Raw genomic sequence first — 20,172 nt, 5'->3', positions numbered from 1 at the left:
TTACTTCATTATATATAAAATCCAGTTTATTCGCAATAAAACAATCCCTGTGGAAGCTGCCACCAGCATTTTCTTATTGCCGCAAAAAAGCAGGAGCTCCGTTCCAGTTCCGGTGTTCCTGCTTTTTTCTGTCTTTTTCTAATTTTCCAACTCTGTTCCTACTTTGAACTTTTATTTTGAACTTTTATTTCAAACTTTTTACTTCAAACTCTTATCCCAAACTCTTATTTTAATTCTCCTGCCGGATGTATCATATCCGGTGTAATCAGCCCTTTGATAATCAGGTACTGCTCAATCGTTTTTACACAGTTCTGCACGCCAACCCGCTCACTGTTTAATGTCATGTCATAATTGACCGGGTTTGTCCAGTAATTTCCATGGGTGTAATATTCATAATAATCTGCCCGGAATTTATCCGTCCGCTCTATGGTTGCATTAGCGACCTCTTCGCTCACGCCCATATTTTCCATGGTACGGTTCACACAGAATGCTCTCGGTGCTTCAATATAAATACTCACCACATTTGGCTTGCCCTTCAGTACATAGTCGGCACATTTTCCGACAATGACGCAGGACTCTTTTTCTGCCAGATCTTTAATAATTTCACTCTGATATTCAAACAGCTTGTCATCCGATACGAATTTTTCATTTCTGGAAATGTAACGTCTTGACCGTGGCAGTCCTCTTAAAAAGCTGGAAAATCCACTGGTCTCCCTCATTTTTTCATTTACTTCCTGAAAAATATTCTCATCCAGTCCACTGAGCTGGCTTGCCAGTGTTAAGATTCGGTTTTCATAACAGTGAATACCTAACTCCTTTGCCAGCTGGGAAGCAATCGCCTTTCCGCCTGTTCCGAATCCTCTTGCAAAGGTTATTACAAAATTCTCCATATTTTCTGTCCTCCTTTAACCTGCTAAATAACGACTTAAGAATTCCCGTGTTCTCGGATTCTTCGGATTGGTAAACAGTTCGGATGGAGCTGCATCCTCTGCCACATAGCCGGAATCCATGAAAATGGTTCTGGTGGACACATCCCTTGCAAATGCCATCTCATGAGTAACAATAATCATTGTAAGTCCCGTCTTGGCAAGCTCTTTCATAACATTTAATACTTCTCCTACCATTTCCGGGTCCAGTGCAGAAGTCGGCTCATCGAAAAGAAGTACTTCCGGATTCATGCAAAGAGACCTTGCAATGGCAACCCTCTGTTTCTGTCCTCCGGAAAGCTGTGATGGTTTTGCATTGATATAAGGAGCCATTCCTACATCCTTTAAATGTGTGATTGCCCGGTTAAATGCCTCTTCTTTGGAAATATGAAGCACCTTTCTGGTGCAGAGCATGCAGTTCTGCAATACAGTCATATTGTTAAATAGGTTAAAGGACTGAAATACCATTCCCACCCTGGAGCGGTATTCATTGATGTCCTTCTGTACATTCCGGACTTCCTTATCATGGTAAAGGATTTTACCGGAGGTCTGCCGCTCCAGTTTATTGATACACCGCAGCAGCGTTGACTTTCCGGAACCGGAAGAACCCACTATACAGATAATTTCTCCTGCTTCTATATCAATATCTATTTTTCTTAAAACCTCATGATTCCCAAATGATTTGCTCAAATCCTTAATTGAAATTACTGTCTCTCCCATATCCGTTCCTCCTACTGATTATCCATATACTCAATTGCCAGTGCGTAATCTGTCTTGCCCTGCATTTTCTTTTCAATAAATTTGAAAATCTTATCAAAGACAAAGCACAATACAAAGTAAATCACTGCAATTACCAGGTATGACTCGAAGTATTTGTAATAATTTCCTCCAACTGTTTTTGCAGCCATGAAAAGTTCCTGTACTGCAATTACATTTAATACGGATGTCATTTTCAGGTTTGTCAGGAATGTATTTGCCATCTCCGGGATAATATTTTTAAATGCCTGTGGCAATACCACATACAACATTGTCTTAAATGGCGACATCCCCATTGCCCATGCGCCTTCACGCTGGCCCATATCAATGGAGCCGATTCCGGCACGTACTGTCTCACCCATGTAAGCTCCGGTATTTAATACCGTTACCACAATACCTGCAAATACCGGTGTCATTTCTACTCCCAGCATTTTTATTCCATAGTATACAATCATTGCCTGAACAATCATTGGAGTGTCACGGAAGATTTCCACATATACGGTAAAAATGATTTTCAAAAGCCGCATCAGAAGCTTCTTGAAAACATTATCACCCTCGCTGATTTTTGCATCATTTACAAGTCCGACAATATAGCCTAACACAAAACCAACCAGCGTTCCGATTACAGCAATTTCCAGCGTAAGCCAGGTTCCTTTGATAAACATACTTGCATATTTCTGGGCTAAAAATATCATCCACTCTAACGAATTACTCGGATTTTCTACTAACATATTTCTCTACCTCACTTTATCTGTTACTCAGCTCACGCTGGAAATATTTCTAGTTTGCTGCCGGCTGCTGTGTCAGAACAGTATCCATCAGCTCATCCATTTTGGCTTTATCATTCCAGCCAATGGCATCCATAGCATCCTGGATTTTATCTCTTAATGCGGTATCATCTTTTCTGGTAGCGATACATACATTTACCATTTCATCATCACCGGTGAAAGAATCATCTGCATCTAACTGAATAATCACAAGATCATCATTGGTAAGTGCTGCTGACTGTGCGGTTGGCAAATCTACGACACATACATCTGCAACACCATTGGATATTGCCATGAAACATTCGGATGTTGTCTCATAATTTCCTGACTGCTCTGCACCTTCAATCTGGTCCAAAAGAGGTACCCAGCCGGTTCCTAACTGTGTTGTTACTTTACATCCGGTTCCTGCCAGATCAGAAAGTCCTTTTACATTTTCATAAGCACTTCCCTTTTTTACTACGATACAGTTATCTCTGTAATAATATGGTTCTGTAAATGAATAAGAAGCTTCTCTTTCTGCTGTTTTTCCCATTCCTGCAATGATTACATCATAATCTCCTGCATCTAATGAGATTCCAATGGAAGACCATTCTACTTTATGAACCTCTAAATCCATTCCCATCTCATCAGCAAGCTTCTGGGCTACTGCCACATCATATCCATATGCATAATAGTCAGATCCATAAATCGGAACCGCCTTGCTTCCATCCGGTGTTGTATCACTGTCCTGTGTCCAGTTAAATGGAGCATATGCACATTCCATTCCAACTCTTAATACATTCTTATCAGATGTCTCTGCTGTCTCTGAGGTTTTCACATCTGTATCGGATGTTTTTGTATCTGATGAACCACATCCTGCCAATGTAGATATTGCCATAACTCCTGTCAGTACCAATGCTAATAATTTTCTTTTATTCATAATATGTTCCTCCTTAAATGCAAATGTGAAGCCGACTTTTTGTTTCTCTAGAGTATCAAAAAAGACGCTTGAGATTTCTTTCTCTCAAAGCGTCTTTGCTGATAGACAGTATAGTATACTTTCTTTTTCTTCTTTTCAACTTTCAAATTGCACAATTTGATTGTGCATTTTGCACAGTATCTTAATTAAACATCAATCTTTTTACCAGAATACAGTTTACAATATCGAGATATTCCATGGAATCTTCCAGGTCAACCTCCAGTATTTCTTCTATCTTCTTCAGGCGGTACTGCAGGGAATTCCGATGGATATACAAAGCCTCTGCTGTCTTTCCCACATTAAATCCACTCATATAATATGTCAGCAGTGTCTCCACCAGAAATGCCCCATTGGTCTGGTCATACATCTCAAGCTTCTTTAATTTGTCATTGCAGTAGTCCAGTATCTCCTGCTGATTTCCATTGTTAAACATATATTTATAAATGCCCATGGAACTGGCACTAAGCACTTTTTTATTAGTAGGATTCGGCAGATAATCTTTCTTTGGAATCAGATTTTTTGCTTCCTGATAGCTCTTGCCAAATTCAGACGGATCCGTATAAGCTGCGCCTAAAATACAGGTACTGTGTATCAGCCCGGCAAACTGCGGGCGGCTGTCCAGTTTCTTTAGCAATTGTTCAATCTGCCGTTCTGTCTCCTTATCCTCCGTTGCCTCAAACAGCAGCACAAATTTATTTAAGAAACGCATATACATCGGACGATTTTCCATATGCATTACTTCCCGGTTCAGACAGTCCGTATAATAGAGATAAGTATGCTCATCCTGCTCCAGGTTAATTCCATATTTCCGGTCAATTACAATGATTCCAACACGGTATGCCCGGTCAAAAGCCAGTCCAAACTGGCTGGATATTTTTTCAATATATTTATCATTTACTTCATATCCAAACAGCAGATTATATAAATAGTCCCCGGTACGCTTATTTGTAATATTGGTTTCCAGTATCAGCTGCCCGATACTCTGTGCAATATCCACGAAGGTTGCGCCTTCCCAGCGGACATAGAACAGTGGCAATTTCAATTCAACCGCCTTGTCTATCATTTTCTGTGGAATCTTCTCCCGGTCATCCACAATCGATATTGCAAGCCCGGAAATTCCCAGTGCATTCAGTTCTACCATTGTTTCAAAGGTCTTCTCAATGTCAAACCGCAGATAATCCACTACAATCAGTGCGAAGTTGCCAGGATTCATATGCTCTTCATAGGGCTTCGTCTGCACAAAATATGTCCAGGACACCACTCTGTCCAGTCCTACTTCCCCTGTCAGCAATTCTACTCCATCCAGATCCAAATTATTGACGTCTCTACAAGTAACCATAATGTCTCCCTCTGTTGGTTGTGTGCAAGTTGCAAAAAACCCGGAGAAGTGCGGACACTCTCCGGGTTAATTTTACTTATTTTAGCAATTCATTGCAAGAGCAAAGATTACTCGATAACTGTAGCAACACGTCCTGAACCTACAGTACGTCCACCTTCACGGATAGCGAAAGTAAGACCCTGCTCCATAGCTACTGGATGAATCAGTTCGATAGTCATTTCTACGTTATCACCAGGCATACACATCTCTGTACCTGCTGGTAATTCACAAACACCAGTTACGTCAGTTGTTCTGAAGTAGAACTGTGGTCTGTAGTTATTGAAGAAAGGTGTATGACGTCCACCCTCATCTTTTGTTAAAACGTAAACCTGAGCTGTGAATTTTCTGTGGCAAGTAACAGTACCTGGTTTAGCAAGAACCTGTCCACGAACGATCTGGTCACGGTTAACACCACGAAGAAGTGCACCGATGTTATCACCAGCCTGAGCCTCGTCTAACTGTTTACGGAACATTTCGATACCAGTTACAACTGTCTTCTGAACATCTTCCTTAACACCAAGGATTTCAAGTTCGTCATTCAGATGTAATGTTCCTCTTTCTACTCTACCTGTTGCAACAGTACCACGACCTGTGATTGTGAATACGTCCTCAACTGGCATTAAGAAAGGTTTATCTGTATCACGCTGTGGATCTGGGATATAGCTATCTACAGTATCCATTAATTCCATGATCTTGTCGCCCCATGGTCCGTTAGGATCTTCAAGAGCTTTAAGAGCAGAACCCTGGATGATTGGGCAGCCTTCAAAACCATATTCCTCTAACTGCTCTGTAACTTCCATTTCTACTAACTCAATTAACTCTGGGTCGTCTACCATATCACATTTGTTTAAGAAAACAACGATGTAAGGTACACCTACCTGACGAGACAGAAGGATGTGCTCCTTTGTCTGAGCCATAACACCATCAGTTGCAGCAACAACAAGGATAGCGCCGTCCATCTGAGCTGCTCCGGTAATCATGTTCTTTACGTAGTCAGCATGTCCAGGACAGTCAACGTGTGCGTAATGTCTCTTCTCTGTTTCATACTCAACGTGAGCTGTAGAGATAGTGATACCTCTTTCTCTCTCTTCTGGAGCTTTATCGATGTTAGCGAAATCTGTAGCTGTATTACCTGCAACTCTTGCTGCTAAAACTGCTGTAATAGCTGCTGTTAAAGTTGTTTTACCATGGTCTACGTGACCAATGGTTCCGATATTACAATGTGGTTTGGTTCTTTCAAACTTAGCTTTTGCCATTTTAAAACGTCCTCCTTAATTTTATGCCCTTTCTGGGCGCTTATTTTTACATTTTAATAAGTCACTCGGCTATTTCTGATTATATAAAAAACTTGCGAGTTTTTCAAGCATTTTTATTATTTTGCTTTAGATGCAACAATCTTGTCCTGTACAGACTTCGGAACCTGCTCATATTTCTCGAAGAACATTGAGTAGTTACCACGTCCCTGAGTTCTGGAACGTAAGTCTGTTGAGTATCCAAACATCTCAGCAAGTGGAACATATGCTTTAACCATTTTTCCACCACCGATGTCATCCATACCTTCGATACGTCCACGACGAGAGTTAATGTCACCAATAACATCTCCCATGTACTCTTCCGGCATAGTAACTTCAACTTTCATGATTGGCTCAAGAATTACAGGAGCTGCTTTTGCCATAGCCTCTTTGAAAGCCATGGATCCGGCAATGTGGAATGCCATCTCAGATGAATCGACCTCATGGTAAGATCCATCATATACGGTAGCATGAACACCTACTACTGGGAATCCTGCAAGGATACCAGCTTTGGTAGCTTCTTCGATACCTTCGCCTACTGCAGGGATGTATTCCTTAGGAATAGCACCACCAACAACTGCAGAATCAAACTTGAAGAGTTCATCTCCGTTAGCATCCATCGGCTCGAATTTAACTTTACAGTGTCCGTACTGTCCACGTCCACCAGACTGTTTTGCATATTTGTATTCCTGATCAACTGGCTTTGTAAATGTCTCTTTGTAAGCAACCTGTGGAGCACCTACGTTTGCTTCTACGTGGAATTCACGAAGCAGACGGTCAACGATGATTTCCAGATGGAGCTCACCCATACCAGCGATGATGGTCTGTCCTGTTTCTGTATTTGTATGAGCACGGAAAGTAGGATCTTCTTCTGCAAGTTTTGCAAGAGCTTCACCCATCTTACCCTGTCCAGCTTTTGTCTTAGGCTCGATAGCAAGCTCGATAACTGGCTCTGGGAATTCCATGGACTCTAAGATAACCGGATGCTGTTCATCACAGATGGTATCACCAGTAGTTGTAAACTTAAATCCAACGGCTGCTGCAATATCTCCAGAGTAAACTTTTTCAAGCTCTGCTCTCTTGTTTGCATGCATCTGAAGGATACGGCCTACACGTTCTTTTTTATCTTTTGTTGCATTCAGTACGTAAGATCCTGAGTTCATTACACCAGAGTAAACACGGAAGAATGCAAGTTTTCCTACGAATGGGTCAGTCATAATCTTGAATGCAAGAGCGGAGAATGGTTCATCATCAGATGAATGTCTCTCTACTTCATTTCCTTCAAGGTCAACACCCTTAATAGCTGGGATGTCTGTTGGAGCTGGCATATATTCTACGATAGCATCCAATAATTTCTGAACACCCTTGTTACGGTAAGCAGAACCACAACATACCGGAACTGCTGTACACTCGCAGGTACCTTTTCTGAGGGCAGCCTTCATATCTTCAACAGATGGCTCTTCTCCCTCTAAATACTGCATCATAAGGTCGTCATCTAACTCACAGATTTTCTCAACCAGTTCGGTATGATATAATTCTGCGTCGTCTTTCATATCGTCCGGAATGTCTGTTACGGAGATATCATCTCCCTTATCATCATTGTAGATGTAAGCTTTCATTTCAAACAAATCGATAATTCCCTTGAAATCATCTTCTTTACCGATTGGTAACTGAAGAACGATTGCATTTTTACCTAATCTTGTACGAATCTGATCTACAGCTCCGTAGAAGTTTGCACCTAAGATATCCATTTTGTTAATGAATGCCATTCTAGGTACGTTGTATGTGTCAGCCTGACGCCATACATTTTCTGACTGAGGCTCTACTCCACCTTTTGCACAGAACACGCCGACAGCGCCGTCCAGTACACGAAGTGAACGCTCAACCTCAACCGTAAAGTCTACGTGTCCAGGAGTATCAATGATATTGATACGATGCTCTAAAGCACCTTTCTTTGGCTTTGTAAACTCTTCCAAAGTCCAGTGACATGTCGTAGCGGCTGAAGTAATGGTAATACCTCTTTCCTGCTCCTGCTCCATCCAGTCCATGGTAGCAGTACCTTCATGAGTATCACCAATCTTATAGTTAACACCGGTATAATAAAGGATACGCTCTGTCAACGTTGTTTTACCAGCATCGATGTGCGCCATAATACCAATGTTTCTGGTTCTCTCTAACGGATATTCTCTTCCAGCCAAGGTTTTTTCCTCCTAATTTTCTTAACCGAAAAAATATGCTCTCGTTCTGATTAGAAACGATAGTGTGCGAAAGCTTTGTTTGCTTCTGCCATCTTGTGCATATCTTCTTTTTTCTTTACAGATGCACCAGTATTGTTTGCTGCATCCATGATCTCATTTGCCAGTCTTTCTTCCATTGTCTTCTCGCCTCTCTTGCGTGAAAACAGTGTAAGCCAACGAAGAGCCAGAGCCTGACGACGGTCCGGTCTAACTTCGATAGGTACCTGGTAAGTTGCTCCACCGATACGTCTAGCCTTTACCTCAAGTACTGGCATAACGTTGTTCATAGCTTCCTCGAATACTTCAAGAGCTGGTCTCTCAGTCTTCTCTGCAACTCTGTCAAATGCACCGTATACAATCTTCTGTGCAATACCTTTCTTACCATCTAACATAATGTTGTTGATAAGCTTGGTAACCACTTTGTTATTGTACATCGGATCTGCTAATACGTCTCTTTTCTGAGTATGTCCTTTACGTGGCACGTTACTTCCCTCCTTAATCATGTTTTGCATCACAGGTCATTGTGCCTGTCATGTAGTATTTGTTTCGATTAATTCAACGGTACTCACATGTGTCTCTCTAAAATGTGTTCGTGCGGAAATATATCGTATGTGACAATAATTCCAACACTTACCTTTAGCTCTGTTTGTGATACTATTGGTGTGCGCTAAGCTTATTTAGCGTCTTTTGGTCTCTTAGCGCCGTATTTGGAACGAGCCTGTTTTCTGTTAGCGACTCCTGCTGTATCAAGAGTTCCACGGATAATATGGTATCTTGTACCTGGTAAGTCCTTAACACGACCACCACGGATAAGAACAACGCTATGTTCCTGTAAGTTGTGTCCCTCTCCTGGAATGTAGCTTGTTACTTCGATTCCGTTGGAAAGACGTACTCTGGCGATCTTTCTAAGAGCTGAGTTAGGTTTTTTAGGTGTAGCTGTCTTAACAGCGGTACAAACACCTCTCTTCTGAGGAGCAGAAGTATCAGTTGCTTTCTTCTTTAAAGAATTGTAGCCCTTCTGAAGTGCAGGTGCAGTAGACTTCTTAACAGATGTCTGACGTCCTTTTCTTACTAACTGGTTAAATGTTGGCATTATTTTCACCTCCTGTGCTATTATTTGATAAATGTGCATTTGTATGCACACTAATTCAGTATATAAGCCGATTCGCCACTTGTCAAGCAAATTTTTCGTGTAAGCTACGAGCCAGAGAAAAAAAGAAGGCTTTCAGCTGTTCAAATTTATTTGATAACGGCTGAAAGCTTTCTTTTTGATGTGGCGACAGCCACGACTGAGATGGAGCGCAGCGGAATCGAAGTTCTCTGGCTCGCTGGCTGGGGCTTTCTGATGATGTGGCGACAGCCACGACTGAGATGGAGCGTCAGCGGAATCGAAGTTGCGGTTCTCGTTCTTATGCCTGAATCTTTCCGTTCATGTGGCGACAGCCACGACTGAGATGGAGCGTCAGCGGAATCGAAGTTCTCTGGCTCGCCGGCTGGGGCTTTCTGATGACGTGGCGACAGCCACGACTGAGATGGAGCGCAGCGGAATTGAAGTGGCATCTTTTCACACTAAATGCAGCAACATATTCCTTTTAGTATGATTTTTCCGCAACTTTTCTTACTTTTCTCATACTAAATCTGTCTTTATCTTCTTTTAAGTATGATTTTTCTGCTTTATAGCTTACTTTTCAAGAGATTTTCCCTCATTTTTCATACCATTTCTTCTATATTATTAGCGTTAGTATGATATTTCTGTTAACCAACTATTTTTCAGCTATCATTCTTCCTCCTAATTATGCTGCTTCTCAGTAAAAAATGTCATCGAAGCGTAGTACCCTTTTCCCGACTATGTAGCCCGGTTGCGATGGGAACCCACCATTACAATATTGAAGCGCAGCACTCTTTTCCTGGCTATATATTGCCTGCCATCCCATAAAATCTATTCCTTATATCTCTTCGAAACGGCTGGCATCCAGATACTTTATTACCCTTGCCGGATTTCCGACTGCGACTGCATAGTCCGGCACATCTTTTGTCACTACTGATGCTGCCCCGACGATGGCATGTTTTCCAATGCTTACCCCCGGCAGGATGCTTGCGCCCGCGCCAATCCATGCGGCTTTTTTAATTAGCACCGGCTTGCAGGTCAGTATCGACAAATCATAAGGATCATGATTATTCGAAATCAGCTGGACATTAGCTGCAATCTGCACGCCATCCTCTATGGCGATTCCACCACGTGCCATTGCCAGCAGCCCAGAATTAATATAAACATTTTTTCCAATTTTCATGGTACTGACACAGGCACCACTGATTGGTGCTGCAACGTAGCTTCCCTCTCCAAGGTTCTCTCCAAACAATTCTTTTAAAAGTGTCTGATATTCTTCCGTAAAAGGCATCGTATGGTTCATTTGAAACATAATCTGCGCCGCCCTTACATTTTCTTCCCGGTCTTTTGGATTTGGTATTCTCATATCAACTCTTACTTCTTTGCAATCCATTCGCCGTATTCTCCTTAATTATTCTTCCTTTGGCAATTAACCATTTGAATGCAATCGTGTGTCCGCTGTTTCTGCACGCTGAGCCCAGTCTTTCACGCTGAGGCCGTCCTTTTCTACTTTACACATAAGAAACCATATCTTTACGCCTGCTGCACCTGCCTCTTCCAATGCTTTTCCAAACTCAGGATGGGTCATTACATTTGCCCGCACTTCTTCCACACCTTCCATCTGAATTACAAATGCCAATATACATTCATAGCCAGCCTTCCTTGCTTCTGCCAGCTCCCGCAAATGTTTCACGCCACGTTCCGTCGGTGCATCCGGGAAATAACCAATGCCATCACGTTCCAAAGTACAGCCCTTTACTTCCATTAAATATTCCTGCTGTCCTTTTTTCATATAAAAATCTATCCTGGAATTTCCATATTTATATTCCGGTCTGATCAAATCAAACGATTGTGTCTCAAGCCATTCTTTTGCCACCTTGTTAGGCGCCTGACTATCTATATTAATAAGCCCGAAATTTTCTTTATATACAGCAATCAGATCATATGCTGTCTTTCGTTTTGGATTGTCTGCCACTTCCAGATAGACCGCTGCATCCGGAAGCAGCAGTTCCTTGCAGCGCCCGGTATTTTTTACATGCACCGTCTGAAGTTCTCCATCAATTTTAACATGCGCAATAAAACGGTTGGGACGGTCTACAAATTTTCCCTCTACCACTTTTTGATATTTCATTTTCTATATCCTCTGATTCCTGTTTATCTTATTTTTGAAAAGTCAGACGCATCTGGTTCCAGACCACATCACCATGAGTGGATTCTGAAATGCCTTCATTTTCAAATCCAAATTTTGCATAGTAATGTATCAGCTTATCCTTGCAGGTCAGCACCAGCCCTTTTCTTCCCTGGGCTTTCGCATCCGCAATAGCTCTTTTTAATAACTGTTCTGCACGACCGTGTCTTCGGTATGCAGGAATGGTATTCACACCGAAAATCATCTGCCAGTCCCCCTGCTCCTCATGCAGGTCTGCCTTTTCATACATTTCATCTGTAAGGTCTTTCTGATTAGTCACCATGCCATCAACAAATGCCACCAGATGTCCCCCATCGAACATCAGCCAGAAATGGTCTTTATAATATTTTAAACGTTCTGCGAATTCTTCCCTCGTTGCTGCTTCTGCCGGTGGAAAACATTCTGTCTCCACTGCTGTAATTGCATCAATATCTTCCATCTGCGCGGTACGGATTGTCATTTTGTGTACTCCTTTTATAACTCTTTATAACTTTTTAATTCTTTTATAACCTTTTATAACTTTCTCTTATTGTATAATCCCTTATGATTTTTCTCAAGAGACGAATTCCAGTTCTCGTAGTATTTCCTGTGAAACAGGAAAAGCACAACAGCCTTGTCCTTTATCAAAGACATTTTCCGTTGTGCTCTTCTGTTCTGTTTTTTATTATACTTTTCTGTTCTGTTTTCTGAAATCCAAACTATTCTTTCACTGGCACCAGGCGAATGTTTACTCCGCTCACCTTCAATTCCACGCCATCACTCAGTTCCACATTTTTCACTTCTGGTGTATAAAGACCATTTCCATCGTCTACTCCAAACATCTCATTCATTCCACCATCATATAAATTTGATGTGCTGACGTTTCCGGTTCCATCCACAGCTGTTACGGTATACGTTCCTGCCGGGAAATCTGTGCCTGCCGTATAATTGCCACTGCCTAATTCCACTGCCGCTGATTCATCATATTCTCTTCCACTCATGCCTCCGGTTACTTCTGTATAGCTGACCTGTACTACTACATCTCCTGAAATCTTAAGTTCCACGTTTTCCTTTATTTTCAATCCATTAAAAAAGGATTCATAAAGTCCGTTCCCATCATCCACGCCAAACATTGCATTGATGCCGCCATTAAACATATTACTGCTGCTGACATTTCCATTTCCGCTTACTGCTGTCAGATTGCACTTACCAACTGGAAGGTCAACACCTGCTGTGTAATGTCCTGCTCCAAGGGTATAGTCCGTCTCGATTTGTGATAAATCTTCTTCCGGAGCATCTTCCTTCCCAGCATCTTTATCAGTATCTTTGCTCTTGCCGCTCTCTGCCTGTTCTGTGTCTGTAACAGAATTCTTATCCGAATCCTTCTTGCTGCTTCCACCGCCTGCTGCAATTGCAAATACGACTACAACGATAATTACCCAGAACCACCATTTCTTATAAATTGGTTTCTTTACTTTTTCCATCTTATGCCTCCCGTTTTCATAAATCTTATGTATGAGACAATCATATATGAGTCGGAAGGTTTTGTGGTATGCTGACGGCATACATTTTTAAATCGTTTTTATGTCAATCATTTTCCTGTCTCTTCCTGCCAGGCAATTTCTATTGTGGTGTCAGCCCAAGCAGCGTAAATTTTACATAATTTTCCAGTAGCATTCCAAAATAGAAAAGGATAAGTGCCAGGATAATCCGGATGATTATCCGTACCGGTTTCTGAAGCGAACGGATTCCCGGGACTTTGGTATCCCACAGCAGGAAATTGAATCCCACCGCGCAGGACAGCCATGCATAGATAAGTACCGCAATTGCTTCCAGTCCAAAAGCGGCCGGCGTTTTACCATACATCATCATAAACTGTATACTGCCTATAATCAGAAACAGATAAATAAAAACTGCCAGTATCTCTTTCCAGACAACTCCGGTCCGGAAGCCCGGAAGAATCGTCTGCTTCCCCTGGGGCATTTGTCTCTCCGGTTTAAATGCCAGCCTGAGTTCACTGACACTCTGGTAGCGGTTCTGTGGGTCAATCTCTATGCACTTTTTTATGATACCCTGGAATGGTTTTTTCCCTGTCAGCCGTACATTCGGCAGCACGCCCTCTAACATCACATTCATCAGAACACCCACTGCATAAATATCTGCCGTTGCATCTGTCTGAAGGAAACCATACTGTTCCGGAGATGCAAAGCCAGCCGTTCCAAGAATCGTTGTGTCTGCATTCCGGTTCATTTTCCATTGCCGAGAAATGTCAAAATCCAGTAATTTTACAACTCCATCTGTGGAAATCAATATATTTTTCGGTGAAATATCCCGATGTACAATTCCCTGTGCATGAATCTGCTCCAGCACCTCCAACAGCTGCTGTGCATAATTTCCGACAAGTTCCGGCGGCATTGTCCCATATCGCCGCAATTTTTCATCCAGTGTTTCTCCGCTGATATATTCTTCTAATATCACGCCCACATCCTGCTGCTCTTTGCAGCTTATGATTCTTACAAGATGTGGACTTTGCAGGTTCTGTAATTTACAATAAATGGGAATATTTTCTTTCTTTATAATTTTTTGAACCAGAATCCTTCCCGTGGAAGTGTCCTGCACCAGCTGCGTCTGATAAGGCATCTTACCTCCCAATATCGTCAATGGCACCTGCTGTTTTCTTTGAAACTCCTGGTATAATTTTTCGCTCATTGCTGTCAGACTCCCTTTTTCTCTTGCATTTTTATCTTCTGCATTCTATGATAATCAATATCACTATAGCAGAAATGGGTGGATTCGCCAAATGAAAAAATCAACGCAGGAACTTTTAGATATTTTAAAAAATACGCCTTCCTTCTCCGATTATACCGAGCAGGAAGAACCAGAGCTGGTACAGGTCTCTGTTTCCGATTATCTCAATCAGCTGATTCATACAAAAAATCAAGACCTGCCTTCTCTCATTCGGAAAAGCGGTCTTGACCGTAACTACTGTTATCAGATTTTTGATGTACGCAAGCGTCCTTCCAGAGACAAAGTGCTTGCTCTCTGCTTTGCCATGCATTTATCCTTTACGGAAGTACAGAATCTTTTAAAAGCCACCGGATATCCCATTCTCTATGCCCGTATAGAACGGGACAGCGCGATTATCTTTTCCCTGCAGCGGAACTGTGCACTCTCAGATGTAAATGAATTACTGTATGAATTAGGATATAAGGAACTCGCCTGAAATTATTTTCTTACTTCGCCCAGCAAAGCTGTGGCAGGAAATGTTTTTCCTGTTTCAAAATAAATTTCATTAAATTCAGCAGCATTGGTGACAACCAATGCGGTAACTGTAGAAAATCCTTTTAATTTCACAAATTCCAGATCACAGCTTATAAGTTTCTGTCCCTTTGTTACCTTGTTCCCTTCTTTTGCAAATACTTCAAAGCCCTGTCCATTCAGTTCCACTGTATCCATACCTATATGAATCAGCAGTTCTGCACCCTTTGGTGTCTCTATTCCAATGGCATGTCCAGTTTCTGCCACAGAAACGATTTTACCATCTGCCGGTGCATAAACGGTGCCATCTTCCGGGCAGATACCACATCCTGTTCCCAGCATTCCTTCTGCAAATATTGCATCCGGAATCTGTGCCTGTTCGATATATTTTCCATTCATCGGAGCAAATATTTCTTCTCCACTTTCTTTTTTCTTAAAAAACATTATCTATTTCCTTTCCCATCCTCTGTTTCTTCTGCACATTTTTCCTTACTGCAAATCCGGTTTACATGCAGAATCAGATACATTTTTTCCTCTTCTGTTACTTCACAATCTAATTTCTGATTCAGATATTCTATAATACAGTCCACACATCTGGAAATATCCGCAAACTCTTCCCTGAGATTCTGATACAGTGTGATATTATCCGTATCAATATATTGTTTACTGCAAATCCGGTCCAAAAGATATTTTATATGAGTTGCAAATCTGGCATAATCAAAGGATTCTTTATTTACCACGATATGAAGCTCCTTTTCTATAATCCGGCCGATATCCTTCAATACGCCTTCGAAGTCAATCTTATCCGTTCCATTTGTCTTCTGCTCGGATGTAATCTTTGCACTTATGATAGACATGGCAATTCCTGATAATTCATTTCTTTTTAATTTCACATGAAATACTTTGTCCATTTGTGCCACAATATACCGGCTCAATTTCATTTCCATGGGATACTGCTGCTCCATGTCATAAATAAGCGGCATCTCAATATAAATTTTCTTCCTCTCCCGCTCCATTGCAAATGCCAGATGGTCCGCCAGTGTCAGCACAAGATTTGGATTTAAATCATAATCCAGCTTGCTCTGTACCACCGGCAGTATTTTCATTGTAAATTCTATGATATCCATCGGCAGTTCATTCATCAGTCCCATGTACTGTGCGCTGATATTGTAAAATGTCCTGTCTATATTTTCCAGTTTTATCTCATATGGCATCTGTGGAAATCCAATTCCCTTTCCAAAAGCAATTAATTCACAACCATTCCCATCTTTACATACTGCTACATTATTATTGATTTTCTTAATTGCAAGCATCGCTTTTTCCTCCACATGAGTTTTCTCTATTATACTACGTTACTGATAGTATCTTCCATCATCTTTTTCACCAAATACACCAATATTATAATCGATTCCTGTTACCAACCACCTGCCATCCTCTTTTTTCAGGTGCCACAGGTAGTCTACCGAATAAAACATAGTATCAATATTACCAGCATGGGTAAATTTTGTGCCGATTCTGTGCGGTTCATACCGCCATACCACCATTTCTGCTTCATTGCCGGTTTGCTTTATCGACACAATCTTTCCCACATGCGACATACTGTTTTCCTTTTTCCGCTTTCCCTGCAGCATAGTGAGCAGTTCCTTTTTTCCTTCAAAGGAGTTTCCCGGTATATTCGACTGAATCGTCTCTGTCATAACCGATGCTGTAATCTCAAAGTCATCCTCATCAATCCCCCATGCATACCGGCAGAACAGATCTGCAATCTTTTCTTCCTCTGTCCAGTCTTCCCCATTGTCCATTACCCGCCATGGTGCTTCCTCTTTTGAAATAACAGGATGTTTTTTATAGCCGGTCCAGATATCATAATCAATTAACTTCCACCATCCACGGACAAAGGATGTATTTCCGCATTCCATATCATGGCAGTATTTCAGACTACTCATTTTCCATATCGCATCTTCCTTTATCCAGTTTATCAGATAGTGTCCGCCAAATGTAAACCAGTGTAAATAATAATCTTCCTTCACTCCCACTGTTGCAATCACATATGCCGACTGCACCGCCTGATCCTTTTCCTGAAAAATACATGTATTGTAAATCCGGTACCGGCTGAAATCCAGCTTTGGTCCTCTCCAGACCAATTTCTCTTTGACTGCATCAAATCCCTCCGCATCTCCAACCGTTTCCGACTGCATTCTGCAATCTTTGGCAATGACCACCTCCCAGAACTTCGCATCATTCTTTTCCAGACCCTGGACAAAATATTCAAACTGTTGCTTTATTTTATCTCTTTCTCTCATATGATAAACTCTCTTTTCCCCCGCTTTCTATAACCTGACGGTACCAGTAATAAGATTCTTTTGGAATTCTCTTTCCACTTCCATTTCCTTTGTTATCAAAGTCTACATAAATAATTCCATAGCGTTTATCCATTTCACCTGTACTCACACCTACTAAATCTATACATCCCCACGCCGTATAAGCCTTCACATCCGCACCATCTTCCAGTGCTTCTTTTACGGCATTTATATGTTCCTTTAAATAGGCAATGCGGTAGGTATCCTGAATTTTTCCATTTTCTATATGGTCTCGTGCTCCCAGACCATTTTCCAATACCATAAGCGGGACTTCATACCTTCCATACAATTCATTCAAAGCAATCCGAAGTCCCTCTGCATCAATCTGCCAGCCCCACTCACTTTGTTTTAAATATGGATTCTTCACTCCTACCATCAGGTTTCCCATGGAGGACTCCAATCCCTGCTGTCCACTGATACAATTCGAAAAATAATAACTGAATCCACAAAAATCGGCTGTTCCTTTCTGCAAAAGTTCTTCCTCTTCTTTACTGCATGTTATCGAAATCTTATTTTTCCGGAAAAACTTTTTCATATACCATGGATACTTTCCTTTTAACCGCACATCCAGGCAAAAGAGATTGTGAATCTTATGATGCTCCTGTGCCATTCTTACATCCTCCGGTCTGCAGGAATAAGGATAGGTACAGTAATAGGCAATCATTGTACCAACCCTGATATGTGGATATTTTTCATGTGCATATGCACTTACCCATGCTGCCGCAAGAAACTGGTGATGCAAACACCGGTATCTTCTTTCCATGTCATCCTGTTCCGGTAAAATATTGCATCCTTCTTTTTCGATTATTCCACCGCCAAATACTGTTCCAAGCGGCAGTGTCAGGCAGTTTATCTCATTAAAAGGAATCCAGTAAACCACCAGATCTGCATATTCATCGATTATGGTTTTTGCATATTTTTCATATAGCGGGATCAGCTTTGGATTACTCCAGCCTTCATATTTCATTGCAAGTGCCAATGGCAGATCATAATGCAGAATTGTAACTATCGGCTCTATCTTATATTTTCTGCAGGTTTCAAACACGCTTCTATAGTAGTCTAAGCCTGCCTGATTCGGAGTTTCTTCCTCTCCCGTTGGGAATATTCTTGTCCACGCAACAGACATCCGGAAACATCGAAATCCTGCTTCTGCAAATAATTTGATATCTTCTTCATAATGCTCATAAAAATGATTTCCATAATGAGATGGATAAATATATTTTTTATCTAAGGAGGGGAAGCATTTTCTCCCCTCCTCCTTATCTCCCAATGCCATACAGTCTGCTATGCTGGCTCCTTTTCCATTTACATTCCAGCCGCCTTCTGTCTGACACGCTGAAACAGCACCACCCCACAGAAAATCATCTGGAAAGCTTCCTTTATCTTGCTGCATCCTTTCTCTCTCCTTTACCAAATCCAAACACTGCCATCAAAATAAATCCTGCGACCATACTTACTGCTGCTGCCAGTAAATAGAATCCAAATGTATCTGAAAAATATCCGGATAATCCTAAAATTCCTGCATTGACAAATCCCATTGCCTTACATCCGAAAATTCCCATTATCATACCGCCCAGGGCTCCGGCAATACCAATCACTGCATAAGAACGTTTATATTTCATACATACGCCAAAGAGAATCGGCTCTGTCACTCCGGCAAGTAATGCGGTAATTCCGCTTGCTCCTGCAAGAGATTTTACTTCCTTGTCTTTGCTTCTGAACCAGATAGCAAATGCCACTCCAATCTGTGCATAACAGGTTGCACTCATAAATGCCAATACCGGGTCAGCTCCCATATTTGTAAAATTCAACATGATAATAGGTACCAGTGCCATATGTACACCAAGAATAGTCAGATATCCAACAGTTCCACCTACCAGAATTCCAAACAAAACTGCATTGGTATCATTCAGCCAGTTACTTGCCTTTCCAATCAGATTGGACAATTCACTGGATGCCGGGCCAATTACCAATACACTCAATACCACCATAACAAAAATGGTAATCAGTGGCACAAATAATAACTGGATTGATTTGGGAATAAACCTCTTCAGTAATTTTTCCAGCTGAGCCTGTATAGGTACTATAATTAATGCTGGTATAATCATGGAAGAATATGTTATTACCGTTAACGGCAGTCCAAATAATGTTAATGGGTCTTCTGCTCCTGCCAGTGCCGTAAAATTCGGTTCCATCAACGCTCCCATGATAACCATTGCAACAACAATATTTGCTTTTAAATATTTTGCTGTATTATATGCAATTAAAAGCGGTATAAAATAAAATACTGCATTTCCTGCTGCTGACAATACAGCATACGTTGCGCTGGTTGCATCCAGCCAGCCTAAATAAGTAAACAAGGACAGGAATCCCTTTAACATACCGGAACCAACCAGTGCCGGAACCAATGGTATGAATGCATTGCTGATATAATCTAATATCTGCTGTCCGATTTTTTTCTTTTCTCCAGCCTCTTCTCCATCTGTAATATCTAATTCTGTAGTTTTGATATTTGCAATTTTGCAGACACAGTCATAGACATCATTCACATCTTTTCCAATGATTACCTGAAATTGTCCTCCTGCATTTTTTATGCCCAGTACTCCCTGTAATGCCTCTATTTCCTCTGCTTTCACCAGGCTGGTATCTTTTAATGTAAACCGCAGTCTGGTCATACAATGTGTGCAATTACTTATATTTGCTGCTCCCCCTATTCTTTCCAGTATTTCTTCCGCTATTTTTTCAAATTTACTCTGCATATGAAACACTCTCCTTTCTGCTGCCTCGTTTTATAACAATCATTTTTAACAAAAAATACCCAAAACACATAGCACGCGCTTTACTATGTCCTTTGGGTAATGCTCCTGTTTCCAGGATAACAATCCTCTCGGAAATTTCCATTTGCTGCAACAAAAAAGCTCCTCTTTGGCACCATACAACGAAAAGCTGTACAAGTAATGCCTCC

The 20,172-nt window shown here is 41.3% G+C and carries 20 protein-coding genes; 1 reads left to right on the top strand and 19 read right to left on the bottom strand.

What is annotated here, in order from left to right; translation table 11 throughout:
- Window positions 1-224: 224 nt before the first annotated feature.
- The 14 genes from DWY37_RS06610 to DWY37_RS06540 all read right to left on the bottom strand — a co-directional run bounded on the left by DWY37_RS06610 (window position 225) and on the right by DWY37_RS06540 (window position 14,298).
- Complete coding sequence (locus DWY37_RS06610) at window positions 225-890, bottom strand: cytidylate kinase-like family protein (RefSeq protein ID WP_117697233.1); 666 nt, start codon at window positions 888-890, stop codon at window positions 225-227.
- Window positions 891-905: 15 nt separating this feature from the next.
- Window positions 906-1,646, bottom strand: coding sequence for an amino acid ABC transporter ATP-binding protein (locus DWY37_RS06605; protein WP_022243679.1), 741 nt, complete (start codon window positions 1,644-1,646; stop codon window positions 906-908).
- Window positions 1,647-1,657: 11 nt separating this feature from the next.
- Window positions 1,658-2,413 carry an amino acid ABC transporter permease gene (locus tag DWY37_RS06600; protein WP_022243680.1) on the bottom strand — a complete coding sequence of 252 codons (756 nt, stop codon included), beginning with the start codon at window positions 2,411-2,413 and terminating at the stop codon, window positions 1,658-1,660.
- A 49-nt stretch (window positions 2,414-2,462) separates the two neighbouring features.
- Window positions 2,463-3,368, bottom strand: coding sequence for a transporter substrate-binding domain-containing protein (locus DWY37_RS06595; RefSeq protein WP_022243681.1), 906 nt, complete (start codon window positions 3,366-3,368; stop codon window positions 2,463-2,465).
- 181 nt (window positions 3,369-3,549) lie between these two features.
- Window positions 3,550-4,746 (bottom strand): helix-turn-helix domain-containing protein, encoded by a 1,197-nt coding sequence (locus tag DWY37_RS06590; RefSeq protein WP_242988671.1) that lies wholly within the window; start codon window positions 4,744-4,746, stop codon window positions 3,550-3,552.
- 107 nt (window positions 4,747-4,853) lie between these two features.
- Window positions 4,854-6,041 carry an elongation factor Tu gene (gene tuf, locus DWY37_RS06585; protein WP_117697235.1) on the bottom strand — a complete coding sequence of 396 codons (1,188 nt, stop codon included), beginning with the start codon at window positions 6,039-6,041 and terminating at the stop codon, window positions 4,854-4,856.
- Window positions 6,042-6,157: 116 nt separating this feature from the next.
- Window positions 6,158-8,275, bottom strand: coding sequence for an elongation factor G (gene fusA, locus DWY37_RS06580; RefSeq protein ID WP_117697237.1), 2,118 nt, complete (start codon window positions 8,273-8,275; stop codon window positions 6,158-6,160).
- A gap of 50 nt (window positions 8,276-8,325) precedes the next feature.
- On the bottom strand, window positions 8,326-8,796 hold the full coding sequence (rpsG, locus tag DWY37_RS06575; RefSeq protein ID WP_207659146.1) for a 30S ribosomal protein S7: 471 nt from the start codon (window positions 8,794-8,796) through the stop codon (window positions 8,326-8,328).
- 191 nt (window positions 8,797-8,987) lie between these two features.
- Window positions 8,988-9,407 carry a 30S ribosomal protein S12 gene (gene rpsL, locus DWY37_RS06570; protein ID WP_022242941.1) on the bottom strand — a complete coding sequence of 140 codons (420 nt, stop codon included), beginning with the start codon at window positions 9,405-9,407 and terminating at the stop codon, window positions 8,988-8,990.
- A gap of 853 nt (window positions 9,408-10,260) precedes the next feature.
- On the bottom strand, window positions 10,261-10,815 hold the full coding sequence (locus DWY37_RS06560; protein ID WP_117697243.1) for an acyltransferase: 555 nt from the start codon (window positions 10,813-10,815) through the stop codon (window positions 10,261-10,263).
- A 36-nt stretch (window positions 10,816-10,851) separates the two neighbouring features.
- Window positions 10,852-11,553: a DNA/RNA nuclease SfsA gene (sfsA, locus tag DWY37_RS06555; protein ID WP_117697245.1), complete on the bottom strand. Its 702-nt coding sequence runs from the start codon at window positions 11,551-11,553 to the stop codon at window positions 10,852-10,854.
- 28 nt (window positions 11,554-11,581) lie between these two features.
- Window positions 11,582-12,070, bottom strand: a complete 489-nt coding sequence (locus DWY37_RS06550; RefSeq protein WP_117697247.1) for a GNAT family N-acetyltransferase — start codon at window positions 12,068-12,070, stop codon at window positions 11,582-11,584.
- 238 nt (window positions 12,071-12,308) lie between these two features.
- A complete protein-coding gene (locus DWY37_RS06545) occupies window positions 12,309-13,073 on the bottom strand; it encodes a hypothetical protein (protein WP_117697249.1) in 765 nt (254 codons plus the stop codon).
- A 139-nt stretch (window positions 13,074-13,212) separates the two neighbouring features.
- Window positions 13,213-14,298, bottom strand: a complete 1,086-nt coding sequence (locus DWY37_RS06540; protein WP_117697251.1) for a serine/threonine-protein kinase — start codon at window positions 14,296-14,298, stop codon at window positions 13,213-13,215.
- A 91-nt stretch (window positions 14,299-14,389) separates the two neighbouring features.
- Between DWY37_RS06540 and DWY37_RS06535 the strand changes: the two genes are divergently transcribed.
- Window positions 14,390-14,812 carry a hypothetical protein gene (locus DWY37_RS06535; RefSeq protein WP_118541212.1) on the top strand — a complete coding sequence of 141 codons (423 nt, stop codon included), beginning with the start codon at window positions 14,390-14,392 and terminating at the stop codon, window positions 14,810-14,812.
- A gap of 2 nt (window positions 14,813-14,814) precedes the next feature.
- Here the strand turns inward: DWY37_RS06535 and DWY37_RS06530 are convergent, their stop codons facing one another.
- Genes DWY37_RS06530 through DWY37_RS06510 form a run of 5 tightly spaced genes read right to left on the bottom strand, consistent with a single transcriptional unit; the run spans window position 14,815 to window position 19,966 of the window.
- Window positions 14,815-15,291, bottom strand: coding sequence for a PTS sugar transporter subunit IIA (locus tag DWY37_RS06530; protein WP_117697255.1), 477 nt, complete (start codon window positions 15,289-15,291; stop codon window positions 14,815-14,817).
- Window positions 15,291-16,160 carry a PRD domain-containing protein gene (locus DWY37_RS06525; RefSeq protein WP_117697257.1) on the bottom strand — a complete coding sequence of 290 codons (870 nt, stop codon included), beginning with the start codon at window positions 16,158-16,160 and terminating at the stop codon, window positions 15,291-15,293. Before DWY37_RS06525 ends, DWY37_RS06530 begins: the two co-directional genes overlap by 1 nt.
- Window positions 16,161-16,199: 39 nt before the next feature.
- Complete coding sequence (locus tag DWY37_RS06520; protein ID WP_117697259.1) at window positions 16,200-17,150, bottom strand: nuclear transport factor 2 family protein; 951 nt, start codon at window positions 17,148-17,150, stop codon at window positions 16,200-16,202.
- Window positions 17,134-18,600, bottom strand: a complete 1,467-nt coding sequence (locus tag DWY37_RS06515; protein ID WP_117697261.1) for a glycoside hydrolase family 1 protein — start codon at window positions 18,598-18,600, stop codon at window positions 17,134-17,136. The genes DWY37_RS06520 and DWY37_RS06515 overlap by 17 nt, the downstream gene beginning before the upstream one ends.
- Window positions 18,587-19,966, bottom strand: a complete 1,380-nt coding sequence (locus DWY37_RS06510; protein WP_117697263.1) for a PTS transporter subunit EIIC — start codon at window positions 19,964-19,966, stop codon at window positions 18,587-18,589. Before DWY37_RS06510 ends, DWY37_RS06515 begins: the two co-directional genes overlap by 14 nt.
- Between the last annotated feature and the right edge of the window lie 206 nt (window positions 19,967-20,172).

The sequence above is a fragment of the Roseburia sp. AF25-13LB genome, from assembly GCF_003478915.1.
GTDB lineage: Bacteria > Bacillota > Clostridia > Lachnospirales > Lachnospiraceae > Roseburia_C > Roseburia_C amylophila.
Note: the sequence above shows the minus strand (reverse complement) of the source record. Positions and strands in the feature narration are given on the sequence as shown.

What these genes read in the sequence shown, in the direction of transcription:
- DWY37_RS06610 (WP_117697233.1), bottom strand. Translation starts at nt 890, where the DNA reads ATGGAGAATTTTGTAATAACCTTTGCAAGAGGATTCGGAACAGGCGGA.
- DWY37_RS06605 (WP_022243679.1), bottom strand. Translation starts at nt 1,646, where the DNA reads ATGGGAGAGACAGTAATTTCAATTAAGGATTTGAGCAAATCATTTGGG.
- DWY37_RS06600 (WP_022243680.1), bottom strand. Translation starts at nt 2,413, where the DNA reads ATGTTAGTAGAAAATCCGAGTAATTCGTTAGAGTGGATGATATTTTTA.
- DWY37_RS06595 (WP_022243681.1), bottom strand. Translation starts at nt 3,368, where the DNA reads ATGAATAAAAGAAAATTATTAGCATTGGTACTGACAGGAGTTATGGCA.
- DWY37_RS06590 (WP_242988671.1), bottom strand. Translation starts at nt 4,746, where the DNA reads ATGGTTACTTGTAGAGACGTCAATAATTTGGATCTGGATGGAGTAGAA.
- tuf (WP_117697235.1), bottom strand. Translation starts at nt 6,041, where the DNA reads ATGGCAAAAGCTAAGTTTGAAAGAACCAAACCACATTGTAATATCGGA.
- rpsL (WP_022242941.1), bottom strand. Translation starts at nt 9,407, where the DNA reads ATGCCAACATTTAACCAGTTAGTAAGAAAAGGACGTCAGACATCTGTT.
- DWY37_RS06560 (WP_117697243.1), bottom strand. Translation starts at nt 10,815, where the DNA reads ATGGATTGCAAAGAAGTAAGAGTTGATATGAGAATACCAAATCCAAAA.
- sfsA (WP_117697245.1), bottom strand. Translation starts at nt 11,553, where the DNA reads ATGAAATATCAAAAAGTGGTAGAGGGAAAATTTGTAGACCGTCCCAAC.
- DWY37_RS06550 (WP_117697247.1), bottom strand. Translation starts at nt 12,070, where the DNA reads ATGACAATCCGTACCGCGCAGATGGAAGATATTGATGCAATTACAGCA.
- DWY37_RS06545 (WP_117697249.1), bottom strand. Translation starts at nt 13,073, where the DNA reads ATGGAAAAAGTAAAGAAACCAATTTATAAGAAATGGTGGTTCTGGGTA.
- DWY37_RS06540 (WP_117697251.1), bottom strand. Translation starts at nt 14,298, where the DNA reads ATGAGCGAAAAATTATACCAGGAGTTTCAAAGAAAACAGCAGGTGCCA.
- DWY37_RS06535 (WP_118541212.1), top strand. Translation starts at nt 14,390, where the DNA reads ATGAAAAAATCAACGCAGGAACTTTTAGATATTTTAAAAAATACGCCT.
- DWY37_RS06530 (WP_117697255.1), bottom strand. Translation starts at nt 15,291, where the DNA reads ATGTTTTTTAAGAAAAAAGAAAGTGGAGAAGAAATATTTGCTCCGATG.
- DWY37_RS06525 (WP_117697257.1), bottom strand. Translation starts at nt 16,160, where the DNA reads ATGCTTGCAATTAAGAAAATCAATAATAATGTAGCAGTATGTAAAGAT.
- DWY37_RS06520 (WP_117697259.1), bottom strand. Translation starts at nt 17,150, where the DNA reads ATGAGAGAAAGAGATAAAATAAAGCAACAGTTTGAATATTTTGTCCAG.
- DWY37_RS06515 (WP_117697261.1), bottom strand. Translation starts at nt 18,600, where the DNA reads ATGCAGCAAGATAAAGGAAGCTTTCCAGATGATTTTCTGTGGGGTGGT.
- DWY37_RS06510 (WP_117697263.1), bottom strand. Translation starts at nt 19,966, where the DNA reads ATGCAGAGTAAATTTGAAAAAATAGCGGAAGAAATACTGGAAAGAATA.